At 58.4% G+C, this 18,867-nt stretch carries 11 protein-coding genes and 1 pseudogene; 1 reads left to right on the top strand and 11 read right to left on the bottom strand.

Annotation, left to right across the window (positions count from 1 at the left end):
* Nucleotides 1-10: 10 nt before the first annotated feature.
* The 11 genes and pseudogenes from bcsD to dppA form a co-directional block, all read right to left on the bottom strand.
* Entirely contained in the window at nt 11-487 is a 477-nt protein-coding gene (bcsD, locus tag JLG71_RS01140) for a cellulose biosynthesis protein BcsD (protein ID WP_025106801.1), read from the bottom strand.
* Nucleotides 487-4,539 carry a cellulose biosynthesis protein BcsC gene (locus JLG71_RS01135; protein ID WP_200913940.1) on the bottom strand — a complete coding sequence of 1,351 codons (4,053 nt, stop codon included), beginning with the start codon at nt 4,537-4,539 and terminating at the stop codon, nt 487-489. The genes bcsD and JLG71_RS01135 overlap by 1 nt, the downstream gene beginning before the upstream one ends.
* Nucleotides 4,536-6,944 (bottom strand): cellulose biosynthesis cyclic di-GMP-binding regulatory protein BcsB, encoded by a 2,409-nt coding sequence (gene bcsB, locus JLG71_RS01130; protein ID WP_116280822.1) that lies wholly within the window; start codon nt 6,942-6,944, stop codon nt 4,536-4,538. The genes JLG71_RS01135 and bcsB overlap by 4 nt, the downstream gene beginning before the upstream one ends.
* On the bottom strand, nt 6,941-9,052 hold the full coding sequence (bcsA, locus tag JLG71_RS01125) for a UDP-forming cellulose synthase catalytic subunit (RefSeq protein WP_052958990.1): 2,112 nt from the start codon (nt 9,050-9,052) through the stop codon (nt 6,941-6,943). The genes bcsB and bcsA overlap by 4 nt, the downstream gene beginning before the upstream one ends.
* Nucleotides 9,053-9,072: 20 nt before the next feature.
* Nucleotides 9,073-9,865, bottom strand: a pseudogene (gene bcsQ, locus JLG71_RS01120) (cellulose biosynthesis protein BcsQ).
* Between the two features lies 1 nt (nt 9,866).
* A complete protein-coding gene (gene bcsO, locus JLG71_RS01115; RefSeq protein WP_116280820.1) occupies nt 9,867-10,445 on the bottom strand; it encodes a cellulose biosynthesis protein BcsO in 579 nt (192 codons plus the stop codon).
* Nucleotides 10,446-11,158: 713 nt separating this feature from the next.
* Nucleotides 11,159-12,172 (bottom strand): dipeptide ABC transporter ATP-binding subunit DppF, encoded by a 1,014-nt coding sequence (gene dppF, locus JLG71_RS01110; RefSeq protein ID WP_014227185.1) that lies wholly within the window; start codon nt 12,170-12,172, stop codon nt 11,159-11,161.
* A complete protein-coding gene (gene dppD / locus JLG71_RS01105; protein ID WP_004855320.1) occupies nt 12,169-13,152 on the bottom strand; it encodes a dipeptide ABC transporter ATP-binding protein in 984 nt (327 codons plus the stop codon). Before dppD ends, dppF begins: the two co-directional genes overlap by 4 nt.
* Nucleotides 13,153-13,162: 10 nt before the next feature.
* The gene (gene dppC / locus JLG71_RS01100) at nt 13,163-14,065 is read right to left on the bottom strand and encodes a dipeptide ABC transporter permease DppC (RefSeq protein WP_025106797.1); all 903 of its coding nucleotides are present in this window, start codon (nt 14,063-14,065) and stop codon (nt 13,163-13,165) included.
* A 9-nt stretch (nt 14,066-14,074) separates the two neighbouring features.
* Nucleotides 14,075-15,094: a dipeptide ABC transporter permease DppB gene (dppB, locus tag JLG71_RS01095; protein ID WP_014227188.1), complete on the bottom strand. Its 1,020-nt coding sequence runs from the start codon at nt 15,092-15,094 to the stop codon at nt 14,075-14,077.
* A gap of 107 nt (nt 15,095-15,201) precedes the next feature.
* Complete coding sequence (gene dppA, locus JLG71_RS01090) at nt 15,202-16,809, bottom strand: dipeptide ABC transporter periplasmic-binding protein DppA (protein WP_004855324.1); 1,608 nt, start codon at nt 16,807-16,809, stop codon at nt 15,202-15,204.
* Nucleotides 16,810-17,852: 1,043 nt separating this feature from the next.
* Here dppA and JLG71_RS01085 point away from each other — a divergent pair.
* A complete protein-coding gene (locus JLG71_RS01085) occupies nt 17,853-18,833 on the top strand; it encodes an IS110 family RNA-guided transposase (protein ID WP_032747738.1) in 981 nt (326 codons plus the stop codon).
* Nucleotides 18,834-18,867 lie beyond the last annotated feature (34 nt).

The raw sequence follows: 18,867 nt of genomic DNA, 5'->3' as shown, positions 1-18,867 counted from the left end.
AATTCACCCTTCAGGGATGGAAGTAAAGAAACTGAACGTCAGAGACCGAAAACAGCCGCTCGCGCTGTAACACCACGTGCGCCGCGCCGCCCTGTCCCTGTAGCCAGCGGGAATAAAGCCCCTCGAGTATGGCACAAAACGCATTACACCAGCGGACGCGGCGCGCTTCATCGCGGCTCACCGGCAGCGCCTGATGGCGTAACCGCAGGCCGTCATCGCTAACCTCAACGCTCACTACGCCCCACTGAAACCGGCTTAGCTGCGCATTCATATTGGCTTCCAGCTCACCGAGCGTTTCCGACTCCGGTAGCGGATGCTCATCGGCCAGCGCCTCGCCCATTTGCCGCAGAAAGGGCTGGCTCTCCAGCTCGCCCGCGTTATTGACCATGCCATCAACCATAATCAGCAGCAGATCGAACCACCCGGCAGGGGTTTGCTGCTGCTGAAACCAGGCCATTACCAGCGCATTATTATTGTCCGTCACGATCAGCGATCTCCCAGCATGTAGCGGATATAGAGGCCGGCGGTGCTCTCGTTGTAATCGCCGAAGGTGTCATAACCCACCTGGCCGCCGAGCGTCATCTGTTTATTGACTTTGTAATCCGCGCCGGCGCGCAGGGTATAGCCGATGCCGCTCTTCGAGGTGGCTGAATAGTAGGCCTCTTTGGCAAAACCGTTGCTCACAGCGGTCTCGAGCGTTTGCTGCCACTCGGCGTTGGTCGGGAAATAGGCGCTCTTATCCTGGCTGTAAGATTGATACCCCACCGAACCGCCAAGCTTCATCGTCCAGTTATCATATTTCTCCGTCAGGCTTACCGGCAGCGACACGCTGACGTAGTTCTGCGGGCTGAAGTAGCCCCCTTGTCCGTAGGTGAAGTAGCTCAGGTTTTTCGAGTAATCCATGTAGCTCATACTCAGCCCGGTCTGCAACTGACGATACTCATCGTGGTAAGGCCGCAGATAAACCCCGGCGTTGGCGTTGATGCTGGTATTGCTGGCGACGTTTTGTCCCAGGTAGCTATAGCCCCCGCCGCCGACGTAGAAACCGGCATCGCCGTCGTCATAGCTGAGCTGCAGGGTACCGCCGTTTTTGGTCACCTGACCCCAGGTTTTGCCGGAGTAGGAATCCTTCAGCCCCACCCAGGAGAGCAGGCTGTCGGTCAGCGAACGACGCTCGCCGGTAAAAATCAGCGACAGATAGTTAGTCAGCTTCGGCGACCACTTCACGCCGCCCACAACGGTATTCAGATCCTGACCCAGCGGCGTGCTGCCGATATCGACGCGATATTCGTCGCCGCTCAGCGCCAGCGCCAGCGCCACGCCGTTGGCTTTTTGCGAATCGGTTGAGCCGCTGGCCCGATCAACGTTAGGTTTCAGATTTGAAGAAGCCAGATAGCTGGCGACCTGCCCGGAATCGTAAGCGCCCAGCTTCGCCAGATTCTCCATGCCGCTGCTGGTGGTGGCGTTAAAGTCTGAAGCATTCAGCGTGCCGAGACCGCTCAAGGTCTCCGCCCCCGGATTGTTGGCAAAGTACGTCGTGCGCTCGGTATCGGTCATCGCCGCAATCGCCGCCTGCTCGCTGGTGGCGGTGGAGATCATATTGGAGACCGCGTTTGATAGCGGATTCGCGCCATAGCGCCGCCAGGCGTCCCCGGTTGCCGTCCCTGCGTTCAACGTAATCGGCGTCACGGTAAAGTCGAAACGCGAATCACCGAACGGCGAGGAGGACCAGGTCAGCGGGGTTTTGATTTCGGTCAGCTTACTGGTGCCGGATTCGCCATCGCGGCCGCGAACCTCCATGCCCCCCTGCAGCCAGGTGCCGGTTTTTTCCTGCAACGTCTCCATCATGGTATCCACCTGGCGCAGCATCCGGGTCTGCGCGGTTTCGACCGGCAGATCGGTGCGCTGGATCCCCGGCAGCGTACTGCCATCGCCCGTCGATACCTGTGAAACCTGCCACGGCATATATTGCCCGTAGGTGGAAGCGGTACGCGTCGCCGCCGGCGTGCGCGAGACGCCGACGAACGGATTATCCGCCGCCAGCACGCCGCCCACGGTCGGCGTTTGCGTGCCGTTGCTGCTCTGTAACCCCAGCAGCCTGCCGCGAGCGCTGCGCAGATAGGTCATCGCCTGCTGATGATGGCCCTGCGATTCGGCCACGCGCGCCAGCAGCAGCAAACGGTCCGGCGAATTATCCGGGCGCAGCCCGCTTGCCAGCTGCGCCGCCCGGTCGTTATCGCCCGCCGACAGCGCGACATCAATAGCCCCGCTGCGCGCGTCCTGGGTCGGCGTATCGCGGGTCATCAGGTAGTCATAGACGACCCCGGCCTCTTTATTCATTTTGCCGCTCTGATAGAGACGCGCCATGGCGAACATCAGGTCGGTATTTTGCGGGTCGCTCTGCATGGCGCCCATCAGCTTGTCATACGCCGCCGCGTAGTTACCCTGCTCGCGCAGGCGATCCGCGTCGTTAATCACATAGCCGTTGCGAATGCTGGCCAGCTGCGTCGGCGTACTGCTTGCCTGCAGCTGCGGGTTGGTGAGCAGCCTCTGCGCTTCGTTGGTCAGGCCAGCCTGGTTAAGCACCGTCACCTGATCGGCGTAATCCCCGGCGTTGCCGGAGATGCCGCCGTTAATATTGTTACGCACCAGCGATACCGCGGTAGTGACATCGCCGCTCTGGGCCAGCAGGCGCGCCAGTTTACCGACATCCGCCGGGGCTTTTGGCGGCGTCGCGGCCATCGCCCTCAGCGTATTGGACGCCGCGACGGAATTACCCTGCGCCAGATACCCCTCGGCCGTCGCCAGCTGCAGGTTGTAGTTCACCCGCTGGTGCAAATCGCGCATCTGGCTGGTCTGGCTGGCGGGGGGAATTCTTGCCAGCAGCGTTTGCGCCTGCTGCCAGCCGCCGTTCTCGCTGGCGAAAAGGGCGGCGGCGTACAGCGAGCTGCTGCTGGCGCCGGGACGATACGCGGCGCCCATAATCGCATTCGCCTCGCCGTCGTTGCCGGATTTTTGCAGCAGTCGGGCCAGATCGAGGCGCATCCACGCATCGTCCGGATAGCGAGAAACGCCCTGGCGCAGCGTGGCGATCGCCCCGGACACGTTACCGCCGCTGGCCTGCTCCTGGGCCTGTCGACGCAGGGAGTCTCCCGGCGTCCCGGTGACCACGCGCGGCTGCAGCTTTTGCTGCAGGCTTTCCGGCAGCGTTCGCAGCAACGACTGGGCTTCTGCGGTTTTATTCTGTTCACGCAGAACGTAATAGAGATTCTCCCGGGCGGGGCCATTTTGCGGCTGCTCGTTGAGCAGCGCCCGCAGCGTTTGTTCGGCCTGGGGCAGGTCTTTGTTGTGGCGCAGAACGTCGGCGCGGAACAGCTTCGCCGCCGAGCCCTGCGTCCCGCTCTGCTGCGCCAGCGGCGCGGAGAGCGCCAGCGCCTGGCTAATGTTGCCTTGCTTATAGGCCTGCTGCGCCTGAGCAAGCTGGCCGTAAAACAGCGCATCCCCTGCCTGCTGACGCCGGGTTTCAGAGCCCTCGCCGCCGAGATCCGCCGCCCGGCCCAAATACTGAGAGGCCGCCTGAAAATCGCCGCTGCGCTGGGCGATATAGCCCATCCCGGCAAGCGCGTCAGCATCCTGCGGATTGGTTTGCAGGACCTGTTCAAACTGCTGCTTCGCCGCGGCGGTATTGCCGCTGTTCAGATCAGCGTAACCCTGACCGCGCGCCTGGCCGCTGCGCCGTTCGCGGAAGTAGTTCTGCACTTCGCTATCCTGCGGGTGGCGCTGCATCCAGGTATCGTAAAACGGCTCATCTCCCGGCTGCGGCCCCATCCACAGCAGCGCCTGACGCAGTCCCGCATCGGCTTCTTTGCTGCCGCTGGCCATCGGCTCCAGCATGGCGATCCCTTCCCGGCGGGTCTCTTCGCGCCAGGTCAGCGCCTTGCCCAGGGCCACGCGCGGCCCGTTTTCCTGCGGATGCTGAGCGACGTACTGACGCAGTTCGCTCAACGCCTGCGGATAGAGCGATTTGTCGCTGGCCATCGTCATGTAGTATTCCGCCGCCAGTCCGGAAGGCGGAACGCTGCCGTTGAACATACTCCGCCAGGTCGCCAGCGCGGCAGGCACGTTGCCGCTGCGCGCCTGCTGTCTGGCCAGATTGAGCTGCCCCTGCGGGACCTGCGCCATTTTTTTGGCGCTATCCAGATCCTGCAAGCCGGGACTGTTGGGCGCCGCTTTCTCCAGTCGCGCCCGCCACTGGGCCGCGGCCTGCAGGTTGCCCCCCTGCTGCGCCCACAGCGCCATCAGGTACAGCGCCTGAGCGTTGTTGGCATCCACCGATAACACTTTTTGCAGCGATTCCATCGCCAGCTCGTCGTGCGATTTTTCGTGCCAGTAGTTGGCCTGCGCAAACAGCGCCTGCAGCGCCGCATCGTTACCCGCCGCCTGCGCCTCGCCGAAGGCGCCAAGCGTCAGCGCGCCGGACAGGCACAGCGTGGAAAATTGACGGGCCGCCTTCGTATTCATTTTACCGACTCTTTTCATTGGCTATCTCCCGACTCCAGGCGCTTGCGGGCATGACGTTTGAACATCGCGGTCAGCGCCAGACCCAGAATGGACGTGGCGATTAACCCCAGCACCGCCAGCAGGCCGGAGTGCTGGTTGGCATACCACACCGCCATCATGTACCACGGCATCTGGCCGCTGGGGAACGGCGTACTGACCTGGAAGCTACGCACGCCGTTGTCGCTGGTAATCACCGCCGTATCGCCGCGAATACCGGCATTGATGCGCGGTGAATTAAGATCGTCTTCCAGTTTCGCCAGCTGATCGTCGCTGCTGGCCATCGCCACCACGACCACCCGCTGCGGGTTCCACGGCGAGCGATAGCTAATAAACCCGCGCCAGGCGCTGCTGGAAGAGAAATAGCGATCGGCATCCACGCCGTCGGAGGCCCAGTCGCCGCTCAGCCTGCGCTGAATTTTTGTCCATAGCGCCGGTTCACGTACGCTCAGCAGGTTATCGACCGGTTGATAGGGAGAATCGGCCAGCAGGCGCTGATTAAACGCTTTCTGATCGAGGGCGCTCACCGCCAGGACATCGCGATCGCGCAGGAACAGCGCATTCGCGCCGTCGTCAGGAACGCCCAGCATCACGCGGTTATTGGCCAGCGCTTTACCGGTCGAGTTCCCCGAGCGGGCGGCCAGATTCAGCATCGTCGCGACCTGCGTTTCCGAAGGCTGTTCCGGCAGCAGCAGCGTGGTTTGCGAATAATCTGCCAACCGGGAGAACGGGAACGACGCGCCGACAAAATAGGAAAGATTCGGCAACAACGAGAAGTGCCGCGTACCGCTCAAATCGATCCACGAGTCGTCGGTAATGCGGCTTTTAATCGTGCTGTTCAGCAGAACTGAACAGGGCGCGCTGTCCTTCGGCACCAGATTGAAATAGAGCGAGAGCTGGTTATCGCCGTAAATCAGATACGGCGCCAGCGGGATAGTGAACCGTTCCTGACGCGCGTCGCCGCCCAGGTGACGCCAGAGCTTCTCCAGCGGACCCTGTTTATTCATCGGCAGGTTGTTGAGGAAGGTGTTGTTGAGCGTCACGCTCAGCAGCGACTTATCCTCGTTAATCCAGCTCTCCGACGGGAAACGGTAGCCGATCTGCAGGGGAATGGTTTCGCCATCCCACAGGTAGAGGTCCGGCGCGGCGCGGAAGGCCACGCGTAGCGGTTCATGCCATACGCCGCTGACGGTCATACTTTGATCCTGGCGGATCAGCTCGCTGATTTTTACCGGCCGATCGGTGGCGATCCAGCGCGGGGCATCGTACGGCCTGCTGACGGCTATCGTCTGCGGATCAACATCCATGCTGGCCGTCTGCGGGGCGAAATCGCCGCGGGTCAGGCGCCAGGCGGCCATCCGCAGCGCCGCGTCGTTCTGGCCGACGATGAGCAGCAGCTTATAGGCCGGATTGCCGGGGTTCTCAACGATCCGCAGCAGCGGCTTGTCGGTTTGCGGTAGCGTCAGGCCGCCCACCCGATCGCCGGGGTGGCCGATGATAATACCGTGCTTCTCGGGCAGGCGATCGCTCAGCGCGTCAAAAGCGATACCGCGATAATCGGCCTGAATACCCAGCCATGACGACACCAGCGCCGCAGCGCTGAAAATATCCGCCGTTGGTTTCTCCGGATACGCGATAGCGATATCCGCCGGCGTCATCTGCATACTGTCGAAAAACGGGCGCGGGAAATGGCCTAAATCGTTGCTGATATTAAGCTGCTGGCTCTCCCAGCTAAAGTGGGAGGCGGGCAAAATGGTCACCCGCGAGGTGTCGTGAATATCGAGCCGGCACTGCATTGCATCGCCGTCGTTAATCTTAAAGCTCAGGTTGTTGCTGGAGACCATCAGCGCCGCCGGGATATCCAGCTGATAGTGCGAGATCTCCTCGCCGTCCGCGCCCAGCGGTAGCGTGCCGAGCGGCTGGCCGTTGAGCATTAACTGCAGCGTGGCGTTGCGGGACGCCATCTCCGGCGAGACCTTAACATCCAGCATCAGTTGGGCGTGGGTGACCACCTGATCGGAGGGCAGCGTAAAGCTGGCGCCGCCCTGGTTTTGTCCACCGCTAAGGATGATGCCGTCCGGCATGCCCATCTGCATGAGGTTCAGGTCTCCGCCGACAATCGGCGTTAGCGGCACCGTATCAGCGACCCCAGAGGCAACCGGCGACGGCATCGCGGGTAGCGAAGCCGGCTGAGGGACGTTTGCCGGCGCGGGCTCCGTCGTGGCGGGCGAATTCGACTCGCTGGCAGGCGCCGACGCGCCGCTGGCTCCCGCATCAGGTAGCGGAAAATTAAGCGGCGGCAATGCGTCCGGGGGCGTTTCCTCGCTATGCAGCGCTGGCGCAGAGAGCATACCGGCCAGCAGCGCAAGCGTCGTTAAACGTTTCATAGGCTGCCATCCTCCTGCGCTGGATTCACCGCAGGCGGCTGACGACGCTGGCTACGGCGCGTCTTCCACGTCAGCCAGAACAGTTCGAATACGCAGCGCAAAATGGTGGCAAAAGAGCGGAACGGGTTGTCCTGCGGGCGCGGCGGGTTAATCCACGCATCGGCGCGGGCCAGCACCACGCGCACCAGCTCGCGGCGGCGGGAGAGCTGAATATTTTCATCAAATTGCAGACGAATAAACTGGTCGTCAGCGGTGACCTGGCGCACCGGGATCGAAATCGCGCCGGACTGGAGAATCAGCTCAATCTCTTCGATTTCATCCTGCAGGTGACGCTTATCCGGCGCGCTTACGCGGCAGCCGCCCATGGACAGGTCCGCGGTGTGGCTGCGGGAGACAATGCCGCTGGTGTAGTGGATCAGTACCGGAATATCGACATCAATACGAATCGTTTTTCGCACCTGACGGGTTTCGCGCGCCACGGCAATGGCGGCCAGCAGGAAGATCAGGCTGTAAATCCCCCAGCCGACGTTCAGCGCGATAACGTTCGGGTCTGAGCCAAAGTAGTCGTGACCGATGGCGCGGACGATACCGACCACCACCCCCAGGCCCAGCAGACAGGCGACGACCAGGTGCGGTCTGACGACGGTAAAGTCGAAGTAGCCCACGTCCAGCAGGCCGCCTTTATCGGTCACGTTGAATTTCCCGCGTTTGGGGAAAATCATGGTCACCAGCGTCGGCAGTACCAGGTGGAACGCCAGCACGATATCGTAGATTTCGCCCCAGAAGCTGTAACGATAGCGACCGTTCATGCGCGAGCCGACATAGATCGCGAGGAACAGATGCGGCAGCGCATAGGAGACAATCAGGCTGGCCGAGGAGTAGATGATATTCAGGTTGAACAGCAGGTAGGCCAGCGGTGCGGTGACAAAGACCACCCGCGGCAGGGCGAACTGATAATAGAGCATGGCGCTGAGATAGCACAGGCGCTGCTGGAACGTCAGCCCACGGCCCAGTAGCGGGTTATCCAGACGGAATATTTGCGTCATCCCGCGCGCCCAGCGGGTACGCTGAATCACGTGCACCACCAGACGTTCGGTGGCTAAGCCGGCCGCCAGAGGTATATCAAGAAACGCCGACTTCCAGCCCAGGCGCTGGAACTTCAGCGCGGTATGGGCATCTTCGGTCACGGTCTCTACCGCAAAGCCGCCGATCTGCTCCAGCGCGGCGCGGCGAATGACGGCGCAGGAGCCGCAGAAAAAGGTCGCGTTCCAGTTGTCGTTCCCCTGCTGAATCGGGCCATAAAACAGCATCCCTTCGTTGGGAATATTGCGGCCCACGGAGAGGTTGCGCTCAAAGGGATCCGGCGAATAGAAGTAGTGCGGCGTCTGCACCAGCGCCAGCATCGGATCGTTGAGGAATCCGCCCACCGTCGCCTGCAAAAAGACGCGGGTTGCCACGTGATCGCAATCAAAAACGCAGATCAGCTCGCCGTGGGTCAGCGTCATCGCGTGGTTGAGGTTGCCCGCCTTGGCGTGTTTGTTATCGTTACGGGTGATATACCCAACCCCAACGTCGGCGGCGAATACCGCGAATTCATTGCGCTTACCGTCATCCAGCAAATAGATTTTTAATTTATCTTTTGGATAATCAATACACTGCGCAGCCAGCACCGTATCACGCACCACCTCAAGCGGTTCGTTATAGCTGGGAATATAGATATCTACCGTCGGCCACTTGCTCATATCATCCGGCAGCGGGACAATTTCACGCTTTAGCGGCCAGACCGTTTGCAGGTAGTTAAGCAGCAGCATCACCCAGATATAGACTTCCGCCAGAAACAGCCCCATCCCCAGAATCGCTTCGATGGTGGAGTTAAAATGCAGGGTCTGCGTCAGACGGAAATACATATATCGGGTCGACATCAGCAGCGATGTCACCACCATGATGACGGAAACGCTGCGGTTTTTACTGAACCCCATCACAAAGAGAATACCGATGCTCAGCAGGCCAAAAATATACTGCTTTTGGCTGTCCATCGGCGTGATCACCACCAGCACGGCAATGGGCGAAAGTACCAGTACCAGCAACCAGAAAAGCGTCTTTTTCATTCAGCAGCCCTGCAATTAAATTAAAGCCCTGACCTGCGAGGCTGGCTATGCACCTTGCCGTCACCAATATTGATACCCAACTGCACAGAGATTTTTTTGGCAATAATTTCAATATCAAAGGCGGCTGCGGAGGAGGAGTTAAAGTCCAGGATAGACTTCTGGGAAGCATTCGCTTCCACCACGCTTTCATCACGATGGATGATGCCCAGCAGACGATCGCCCAGCTTTTCTTCCATTAACGCCGTAACATCGCGGCTGACCTGGCGACGGTTATCGCTCTGGTTGATCACAAAATAGTGTCCGAGTTTATGGTTGAGTTCGCCCCCGGTCAGACGCAGCTTTTCCACGGGCGCCAGCGCGGACATCGAGGCGGTATCCGCCAGCAGCGGTACCAGATGCATATCGGCAAGCGAAGTGAGCGCCTTTAGCGCGGGCGAAGGGCCCGGCGGCAGGTCGGCAATCGTAATCAGTCCCGGATAATTGAGTAATGCCGCCAGGCCGCGGGTCAGGAAATGCTCGTCATGGCTCAGGCGTTCATCGAAGGCCTGCCGCTGCGCGTCGCTCACGTCGCCGTAGGGCAAGACGAAAATATTGCTGCCGGCGCTTAATACGCACTGGCTCCAGTCATGGAGCTCCAGCGCTTTCGCGACATAGCCGCGCTCGTCGCTGAGGGGGACGCCAAAATGCAGGCGCAGGGCGTTCTGCACATCAAAATCGAGGGCCAGAACTTTACTGCCTGCGCGGGCCAGCGCCCAGGCCAGATTTGCCGCCAGGGTCGTTTTTCCTACGCCGCCTTTCGGTGAACACACGCAGATCAACGGCATGTCGCAATCCTCTCCAGGAGTGATTTCAGTGATTGATCTTTATCTTTTGCTACCGGCTCCGCGGTTTTGGCCGCAAAAAGATGGGCAAAACCCTCCGTCGTCGGCGCGGCCGCCGAACGAGGCCTGACTGCCGGAGCAGGGACGCTGACCGGTACCGGCTGCGCAGCAGCCTGAGAAACCGCCGGCTGGGGGGCGGGCGCAGCCGCTGCCAGGCTTTGCGGCAGCGCAGGCTCTACGGCCGCCGCAGCAGCAATGTCCGTCAGGGGGGCGGGCTGCGGCGCGGAGGGAGGGATAATCAGGGACGGTGCAGCCAAAGAGGGCCCCGGGGGAGCCTGAACGACCGCAGGCTCCACCTTGTGAAACATATCGGCAGGAACCCGCTGCGGCAGAGGTAAGGAAACTGACCCACCCATGGCCAAAGAAGACGCTTCCTCCGCCGGAATAAGTTGATTGAGAATAACCCAATCCCCTTTTTCACCGGCGGCGGCTTCTGATGATAGGTCCTTAAATTTTAGACTGTGTGTCCGCGTCTTTTCCTTGAAGCGCTGCAAATCATCATAATGGTTCATAGATAACCTCATGATTTAAATACGTCATATTTAATCTGTTTTAATTGTCATCCCACGCCACTAAAGCGTAGTTTAATTTGTTGTTTTTTGGGCATTTACCCGGCGTTACGGCCGTCACAATACGCTAACTTTAGTCGCGATTTGATTATTTTGGATAGGTCAGGCTGGTGTAATTCCATAGTGGCAGTGCGGTTACACTAACAGTTCTTTTTCAAAATGATAGCCCCATTTTTTGGGCGGCTGCGCCGTCAATCCCCCCGCAGCCTGCCAGGCTATTAGCAGATCGTAGTTTTTTATACTGTCTGAATTTTAAAAAATGGCGTAATACACGCCAGGGGAAGGCTAAAGAGAATACATTTTAATATTTTTTAAGGCGTTTAGAAATCACTTACCGCGCTTAATTAAAATAATAAAATAGTGTTCCCGTCCAAAATAAATAGCTCAGGATGTTAGCCAAAAACCAGGAATATAAAGCGTTGACCGAACAACAAGGAACAGTTTTATGCATCGCTTTTGCTGTTAATTTGCTCCGGCTAAAGAAACAATCAAGATAAAGTAAAATACATTCATGTAGTTATCCCGGACTCCCGGGATAGCAATAGTTGTGGCGTAAAATGCCAGTATTGTTCGTTGTCGGTTGTTCCAACAGTGCTGAGTTATGGTTAAAAAAAAGCCGAAGCACAGGCTTCGGCTTTGATTATCGATTGCCTGAATCAGCTCAGGGGCTTCTCGCCGTTCTGATCCTGGTCGACCGCAAAGCAGGCTACCAGCTGGCCGCCGTAGTCCTTCAGCTGCGGCTGAAGCTGGGTGCACGGGCCGAAACGGCGACGGCAGCGGGCGTTAAACGCGCAGCCCGGCGGCGGATTCAGCGGGCTCGGCAGCTCGCCGGTGAGCTTGATGCGCTCGCGGCGGTCATCCGGATTCAGACGCGGCGTTGCCGACAGCAGCGCCTGCGTGTACGGATGCTGCGGGTTGTTGAAGATTTGATCTTTCGTCCCTTTCTCCACGCAGCGGCCTAAATACATCACCATCACTTCATCAGCGATATGCTCCACGACCGACAGATCGTGGGAGATAAAGACGTAAGAAAGCCCCAGATCCTGCTGTAAATCCATCATCAGGTTCAGCACCTGCGCGCGCACCGAAACGTCCAGCGCGGAAACCGGTTCGTCGGCGATCACCACGTCCGGGTCAAGCATCAGACCGCGGGCAATGGCGATACGCTGACGCTGGCCGCCGGAGAACATATGCGGATAGCGGTCGTAGTGCTCGGTTTTCAGGCCCACTTTGGCCATCATCGCCAGCGCCTTCTCCCGGCGCTGCTCTTTGCTCAAGCTGGTGTTGATCTGCAGCGGCTCTTCCAGAATCTGCCCCACCTTTTTACGCGGGTTCAGCGAACCGTAGGGGTTCTGGAACACAATCTGGATTTTCTGCCGGCGCAGCTTCTGCGCCTGCGGATCGTGCTTAAGCAGGTCCTGTCCCTGGTAATAGAGCTCGCCGCCGGTGGGGATTTCAATCATCGTCAGCAGACGACCGAGCGTGGATTTACCGCAGCCGGACTCCCCCACTACCGCCAGCGTTTTACCGCGTTCAAGGGTAAACGAGACGCCGTCCAGCGCCTTGACCAGGCGTTCCGGCGTGAAGAGCCCCTTCTTCACCGGATAGTATTTTTTCAAATCGGTGGCCAGCAACAGAGGCTGTTGCGTGGTGGCCTCATGCGTACTCATAGCCCAGGCCTCCCGGCATCATCAAGTGGGTAATGACATTTCGACTGGCGACCGCCGTTAAGCAGGTTCAGCTCAGGTTCTTCGCTGCGGCATTTGTCGGTCGCATAGGGGCAGCGCGGGTTGAGCAGACAGCCGCTCGGACGGTCGTATTTGCCCGGCACCACGCCCGGCAGCGAGGCAAGACGCGCTTTATCCTGAGCGAACTCCGGCAGCGCGCGCAGCAGCGCCTGCGTATAGGGATGGCGAGGCGCGCGGAAGATATCCTTCGCATCGCCGGTTTCCACCACCTGCCCCGCGTACATGACGATGATTTTGTGCGCCGCTTCGGCCACCAGCGCCAGATCGTGGGTGATCAGGATCAGCGCCATATTCTCTTTCTGCTGCAGCTCCAGCAGCAGCTCGATGATCTGCGCCTGGATGGTCACGTCCAGCGCCGTCGTGGGCTCATCGGCAATCAGCAGCTTTGGCCGACAGGCGATGGCCATCGCAATCATCACGCGCTGGCTCATACCGCCGGAAAGCTGGTGCGGATAGACGTCAAGACGCGAAGCCGGATCGGGGATCCCCACCAGCGTCAGCAGGTCAATCGCCCGCTGCACGCGGGTTTTCTTGTTGCCGCCCTGGTGCACCTTAATGGCTTCCATAATCTGGTAACCGACGGTATAGCACGGATTCAGGCTGGTCATCGGGTCCTGGAAGATCATCGCCACTTCCGCGCCCACCAGCTGGCGGCGCTCTTTTTCGGAAATGCGCTTCAGGTCGCGACCGTTAAACTCCAGCTTTTCAGCCATCACCCGGCCGGGATAGTCAATCAGCCCCATAATCGCCAGCGAGCTGACCGATTTACCCGAGCCGGACTCGCCGACGATACCGACCACTTCGCCCTGATTTACGCTGTAGCTTACGCGATCTACGGCGCGGAACGGCGTCCCTTCGTCGCCGAAGTGCACCGAGAGTTTATCTACATTTAATAACGCCATCTCGAACCTCTTACTGCTTCAGTTTGGGATCGAGCGCGTCACGCAGACCGTCACCCATCAGGTTAAATGCCAGCACCGTCAGCAGGATAGCGACACCCGGAAAGGTGACGACCCACCAGGCGCTCTGCGCGAACTGCAGCACGTCGGAGAGCATCGTGCCCCACTCCGGTGTCGGCGGCTGCGCACCCATGCCAAGGAAGCCAAGAGCGGCCATATCGAGAATGGCGTTAGAGAAGCCCAGCGACGCCTGAACAATCAGCGGCGCAAGACAGTTAGGAAGAATGTTGATGAACATCTGACGCATCGCGCCTGCCCCCGCCACGCGGGAAGCGGTTACGTAGTCGCGGTTTACCTCTACCAGCACCGCCGCTCGGGTCAGACGCACGTAGTGCGGCAGGGCGACAAAGGTCAGCGCTATCGAGGCATTGACGATCGACGGACCGAAGATGGCTACCAGCACCAGCGCCAGCAGCAGACTCGGCAGCGCCAGCATAATATCGACAACGCGCATAATGACCGAGTCAACCACGCCGCCAAAGTAGCCCGAGACAAGGCCGAGCACCACGCCGAGGATCAGCGACAGTACCACCACCAGACAGCCGACCAGCAGCGACAGGCGCGCGCCGTACATCAGGCGCGACAGGATATCGCGGCCGACGTCATCGGTGCCGAGCAGGTGGCTCACGCTGCCACCCTCCTGCCAGAACGGCGGAGCCAGCAGCGCATCGCGGAACTGATCCGCCGGATTATAGGGCGCGAGGAAGTTGGCGAAGATGGCGATGATAATCATCACCACGACATAGGCCAGCCCCACGACGGCGCCTTTGTTGCGTTTAAAATAGTGCCAGAACTCCTGCAGAGGGGTCATTGGCACCGGCGCGGCGACAACTTTATTTTCAGTAATTTGTGACATGATGGCCCCTTACTTCTTATGCCGGATACGCGGGTTCACCACGCCGTACAACAGGTCGACCAGCAGGTTGACGAGAATAATCATCGTCGCCACCAGCAGCACCCCGCCCTGCACCACCGGATAGTCGCGGCGCTGCAGCGCGTCAATCAGCCAGCGGCCAAGGCCCGGCCAGGAGAAGATGGTTTCGGTCAGGATGGCCCCCGCCAGCAGCGTACCGACCTGCAGACCGATCACCGTGACCACCGGCAGCATCGCGTTACGCAACGCATGAACGATGATCACCCGCATCCGCGTCAGGCCTTTCGCGCGCGCGGTACGGATATAATCCTCGCCCAGCACTTCCAGCATTGATGAACGGGTCATACGCACGATCACCGCCAGGGGAATCGTCCCCAGCACCACGGCGGGCAGGATCATATGCATTACCGCATCAATAAAGTCGCCCGGCTCGCCCCAAATCGCGGTATCGATCAGCATAAATCCGGTCAGCGGCAGGGTATCGTCAAGGAAGACGGTATCGCTGATGCGCCCGGAAACCGGCGTCAGGTTAAGCTGTACCGACACCAGCATGATCAGCATCATGCCCCACCAGAAGATGGGCATAGAGTAGCCTGTCAGCGCGAGGCCCACGGAGGTGTGGTCGAAGATAGAGCCGCGTTTAACCGCCGCCAGCACGCCCACCGGGATCCCGACGATGACGGCAAAAATCATCGCGCAGACGCCCAGCTCCATCGTGGCCTTAAAGCGCGGTACAAACTCTTGCCAAACGGGAATACGGCTTTTCAGCGAGATGCCCAAATCGCCGTGCATCACGCCCCAAATATAGTTGACGTACTGCTGCCACATCGGTTTATCGAGGCCCATTTCGGCCAGCAGCTGCGCGTGACGTTCAGGGGAAATACCACGTTCGCCCGCCATAATCATCACCGGGTCGCCGGGGATCATATGAACGAAGGCAAAAGTGAGAAGGGTAATACCGATAAATGTTGGGATGACAAGTCCCAAACGTCGGAGAATGAACTGCAACATAACCCGGATTCTCTCTGGAGACGGCCCGCCTGGTGACAGGACGTCTGTATTGCTCACAAATGTCAATTCCCTCTCCCCAAGGCGGGGAGAGGGGAAACACGCTGTTATTATTCGATAGAGACGTTATCGAAGTGGTGTTTACCTAATGGATCGACCACGTAGCCTTTGACCTCTTTACGCACCGGCTCATAGACGGTGGAGTGGGCGACGATCAGCGCCGGAGCCTGATCGTGCATCACGACCTGAGCCTGCTTATACAGCTCAATGCGTTTGTTGTGGTCATCGGTGGCGCGAGCCGGCTGAATCAGGTCTTCAAACGGCTTGTAGCACCAGCGGGAGTAGTTAGAACCGTCTTTTGCCGCCGCGCAGCTGAACAGGGTGGCGAAGAAGTTATCCGGATCCCCGTTGTCGCCGGTCCAGCCCATCATGACGGTCTGATGCTCGCCCGCTTTCGCGCGCTTGAGGTATTCACCCCACTCGTAGGTCACGATCTTGGCCTGGACGCCGACTTTCGCCCAGTCGGCCTGAATCATCTCAGCCATACGGCGCGCGTTCGGGTTATACGGACGCTGTACCGGCATCGCCCACAGGTCGATGGTGAAGCCTTTTTCCAGGCCTGCTTCTTTCAGCAGCGCTTTCGCTTTCTCTGGATCGTAGGTGTAGTCTTTAACGTCGTCGTTATAGCCCCACATGGTCGGCGGGATCAGGTTCTTCGCGGCCTGGCCTGCGCCCTGGTAAACGGCCTTGATAATCGCTTCTTTGTTGACCGCGTAGGTCAGCGCCTGGCGAACTTTGACATCATCCAGCGGCTTCTTCTCGGTGTTGAAAGAGAGGTAGCCGACGTTCAGGCCCGGCTGTTCCAGCAGCGTGATGTTTTTGTCTTCCTTCATGCGCGCGATATCTGCCGGGTTCGGGTACGGCATAATCTGGCATTCGTTTTTCTGCAGCTTAGCGTAGCGCACGGAAGCATCAGGGGTAATGGAGAAGACCAGGCGATCGATTTTCGGCTTGGTGCCCCAGTAGCCCGGGAAGGCTTTATAGAGAATACGGGAGTCTTTCTGGTACTGCAGCAGCTGGAACGGGCCGGTACCGATTGGGTTGAGGTCCACTTTCTCCGGCGTACCGGCTTTCAGCATGTTGTCGGCATACTCTTTTGACAGAATAGAGGCGAAGTCCATGGCGAGATCGGCAAGGAACGGCGATTCCGGACGGGTCAGCACGAACTGGACGGTGTTATCGTCCACTTTCTTCACTTCGCTAATCAGGTCAGGTAATCCCATCCCTTCAAAGTATTCATAGCTGCCGCCAGACACTTTATGGTACGGGTTATTGGTATTTTTTTGTCTGTCGAAGGAGAAGACAACGTCATCGGCGTTCAGCGTGCGGGTCGGTTTAAAATCTTTATTATCCTGCCACTTCACGTCTTTACGCAGATGGAAGGTATAGGTTTTCCCGTCTTCGCTAACTTCCCATTTTTCAGCCAGGCCCGGGATGACTTCCGTGGTGCCGGTTTTGAATTCCACCAGGCGGTTATAAATCGGCACTGAGCTGGCGTCATAGGTGGTACCAGAGGTGAAGAGCTGCGGGTTAAAGCCTTCCGGCGAACCTTCTGAACAATAAACCAGGGTCTTCGCTTGTACGCTTGCTGCGACGGTCATGGCAACCAGGCTCAGACCAAGCTTCAGCATCCCTGATTTCTTCAAGGAAATACTCATTATTCTGCTCCAAATGTGATGTTGTTTGCATATATCCGCCAGACCTTTATTTATTTTTATTCGTCATATTGCGAACTACGGATGCGTTGGCTGCGCTCGATAACCCCGGTCACATAGTCATCTATGCTCCTTGGGATTCTCACGCTTGCCGCCTTCCCGCAGCTCGAACTATTTAGAATATACCCGGTCCGGTCGGTGGTGCCCGAAAGCGTTGAGAGAGATGGGGATTCCTTTCACAAAAACGACTGAGTTGCAGTACGGATTCTCCATGAAATGCCCCTCATGCCCTACAATCTGTCAACAGAATGGGGAAACGTCAATACAGCCAACCTGGTTTTACATCCGGTGTGAGAATTGGCGGGCAAAGATTAAAAAAAGTGCAAAGCGCTATTTCCAGCAGAGAAATTTATGCTAGCGGCCAATAGACAGAATAAACGCCTTAATATTTTCCAGCAGCCAGTGATAAGCAATTATGGTAAATGGTAAAAATTTCTTGCGATGTGACCAATATGTGAGCGATAAATAGCGTGAACGTTAAAACGCACAGCGGAAAATGCTGAAGTTATCCATAAGCTTCGCGAAAAAAGATCGGAGTATATATAAAAAAATACAATGGAAGATGTCACAAAATAGGGAATTGGCGCCAGGAAATGAGGGTGGAGGCGTTTTCTTACACTCTTAGCAAGCAGCGTATTTTCCCGGAGGCGATGCTGGCGCATCTGTCCGGGCTACCGGCCCGTAGACAACGCTGAACCCGTAGCCCGGGCAAGGCGCTTTGCGCCGCCCCCGGGAGCGGTGTGCAGTACGGCAGCATTTCCCGGAGGCGATGCTGGCGCATCTGTCCGGGCTTGTATGATTACTCCGTCAGAAAGAACCGGCCAGTTCTCTCTGATGGCGGTCCGGATGCCGTGTCCGGGCTTAGGCTTTCGCGCCTGTTCCGTAGATCCTTTGCACCGGACCGCCGTTCTTTCTCATGTGATAAACCGGACAGTATCATGGACCGGCTTTCACCGGTAACCCGTATTTGCAAGGTTGGTTTCACTATGGAAAACGAACTCCACTTCATCGGTATTGATGTCGCCAAAGCTAAACTGGATGTCGATATTCTTCGCCCTGATGGCCGGCATCGTTGTAAAAAATTTGACAATACCCTCTCCGGACACGAAGCGCTGGTCCGCTGGCTTCGCGGCCATGACGTGAACCGTGCCCATGTCTGCATGGAGTCCACCAGCACCTACATGGAAGACGCGGCCGCGCATCTGAGTGATGCCGGGTATACCGTGTCCATCATCAACCCCGCCCTCAGTAAAGCTTTCGCACAGAGTGAGGGGTTGCGCAGTAAAACTGACAAAGTGGACGCCCGTATGCTGGCTCACTTCTGCCGGGAAAAACGCCCGTCAGCCTGGGAGGCCCCTCATCCGACAGAGCGGGCACTGAAAGCCCTGGTGTTAAGGCATCAGGCGCTGACAGAGATGCAGACGCAGGAGAAAAACCGGCGAGAAACCGCGCCGGAGGTTCAGCTGGCCAGCATTGATATCCTGCTGGGATGTCTGAGCGCGGAGCTGGCACGTATCGAAAAACAGATAAAAGACCTGACGGATAACGACCCGGATATGAAACGACGGCGGAAGCTGCTGAACAGTATCCCGGGCATCGGGGAGAAAACAGCGGCTGTTCTGCTGGCGTATACGGGCCTGAGGCTGAAGTTCGGTACAGCGCGGCAGTTCGCGGCGTATGCAGGACTGACGCCGGTGCAGCATGAGTCGGGAAGCAGCGTGATGCGGGCGAGCCGGATGAGCAAAGCGGGGCCGGTTCAACTGCGCAAGGCGTTATACATGCCAGCGTTATCGGCGCTGTACCATACGGCGTGGGGAAAAGCGTTCAGGAAAAGGCTGGAAGAGAGCGGAAAGCGGGCAAAAGTCATCATAGGGGCGATGATGCGAAAGCTGGCGCAGGTGGCTTATGGAGTACTGAAGTCAGGAAAGGCGTTCGATGCGTCACAGCATGAGCTGTTGATAGCGTAACAACGTTCCCTGAGAAAAAACGACAGCACCAGAG

The organism is Klebsiella michiganensis, from assembly GCF_015139575.1.
Lineage (GTDB): Bacteria > Pseudomonadota > Gammaproteobacteria > Enterobacterales > Enterobacteriaceae > Klebsiella > Klebsiella michiganensis.
The sequence above is the reverse complement of the archived record's forward strand: the minus strand, read 5'-3'. Positions and strand labels throughout refer to the sequence as shown.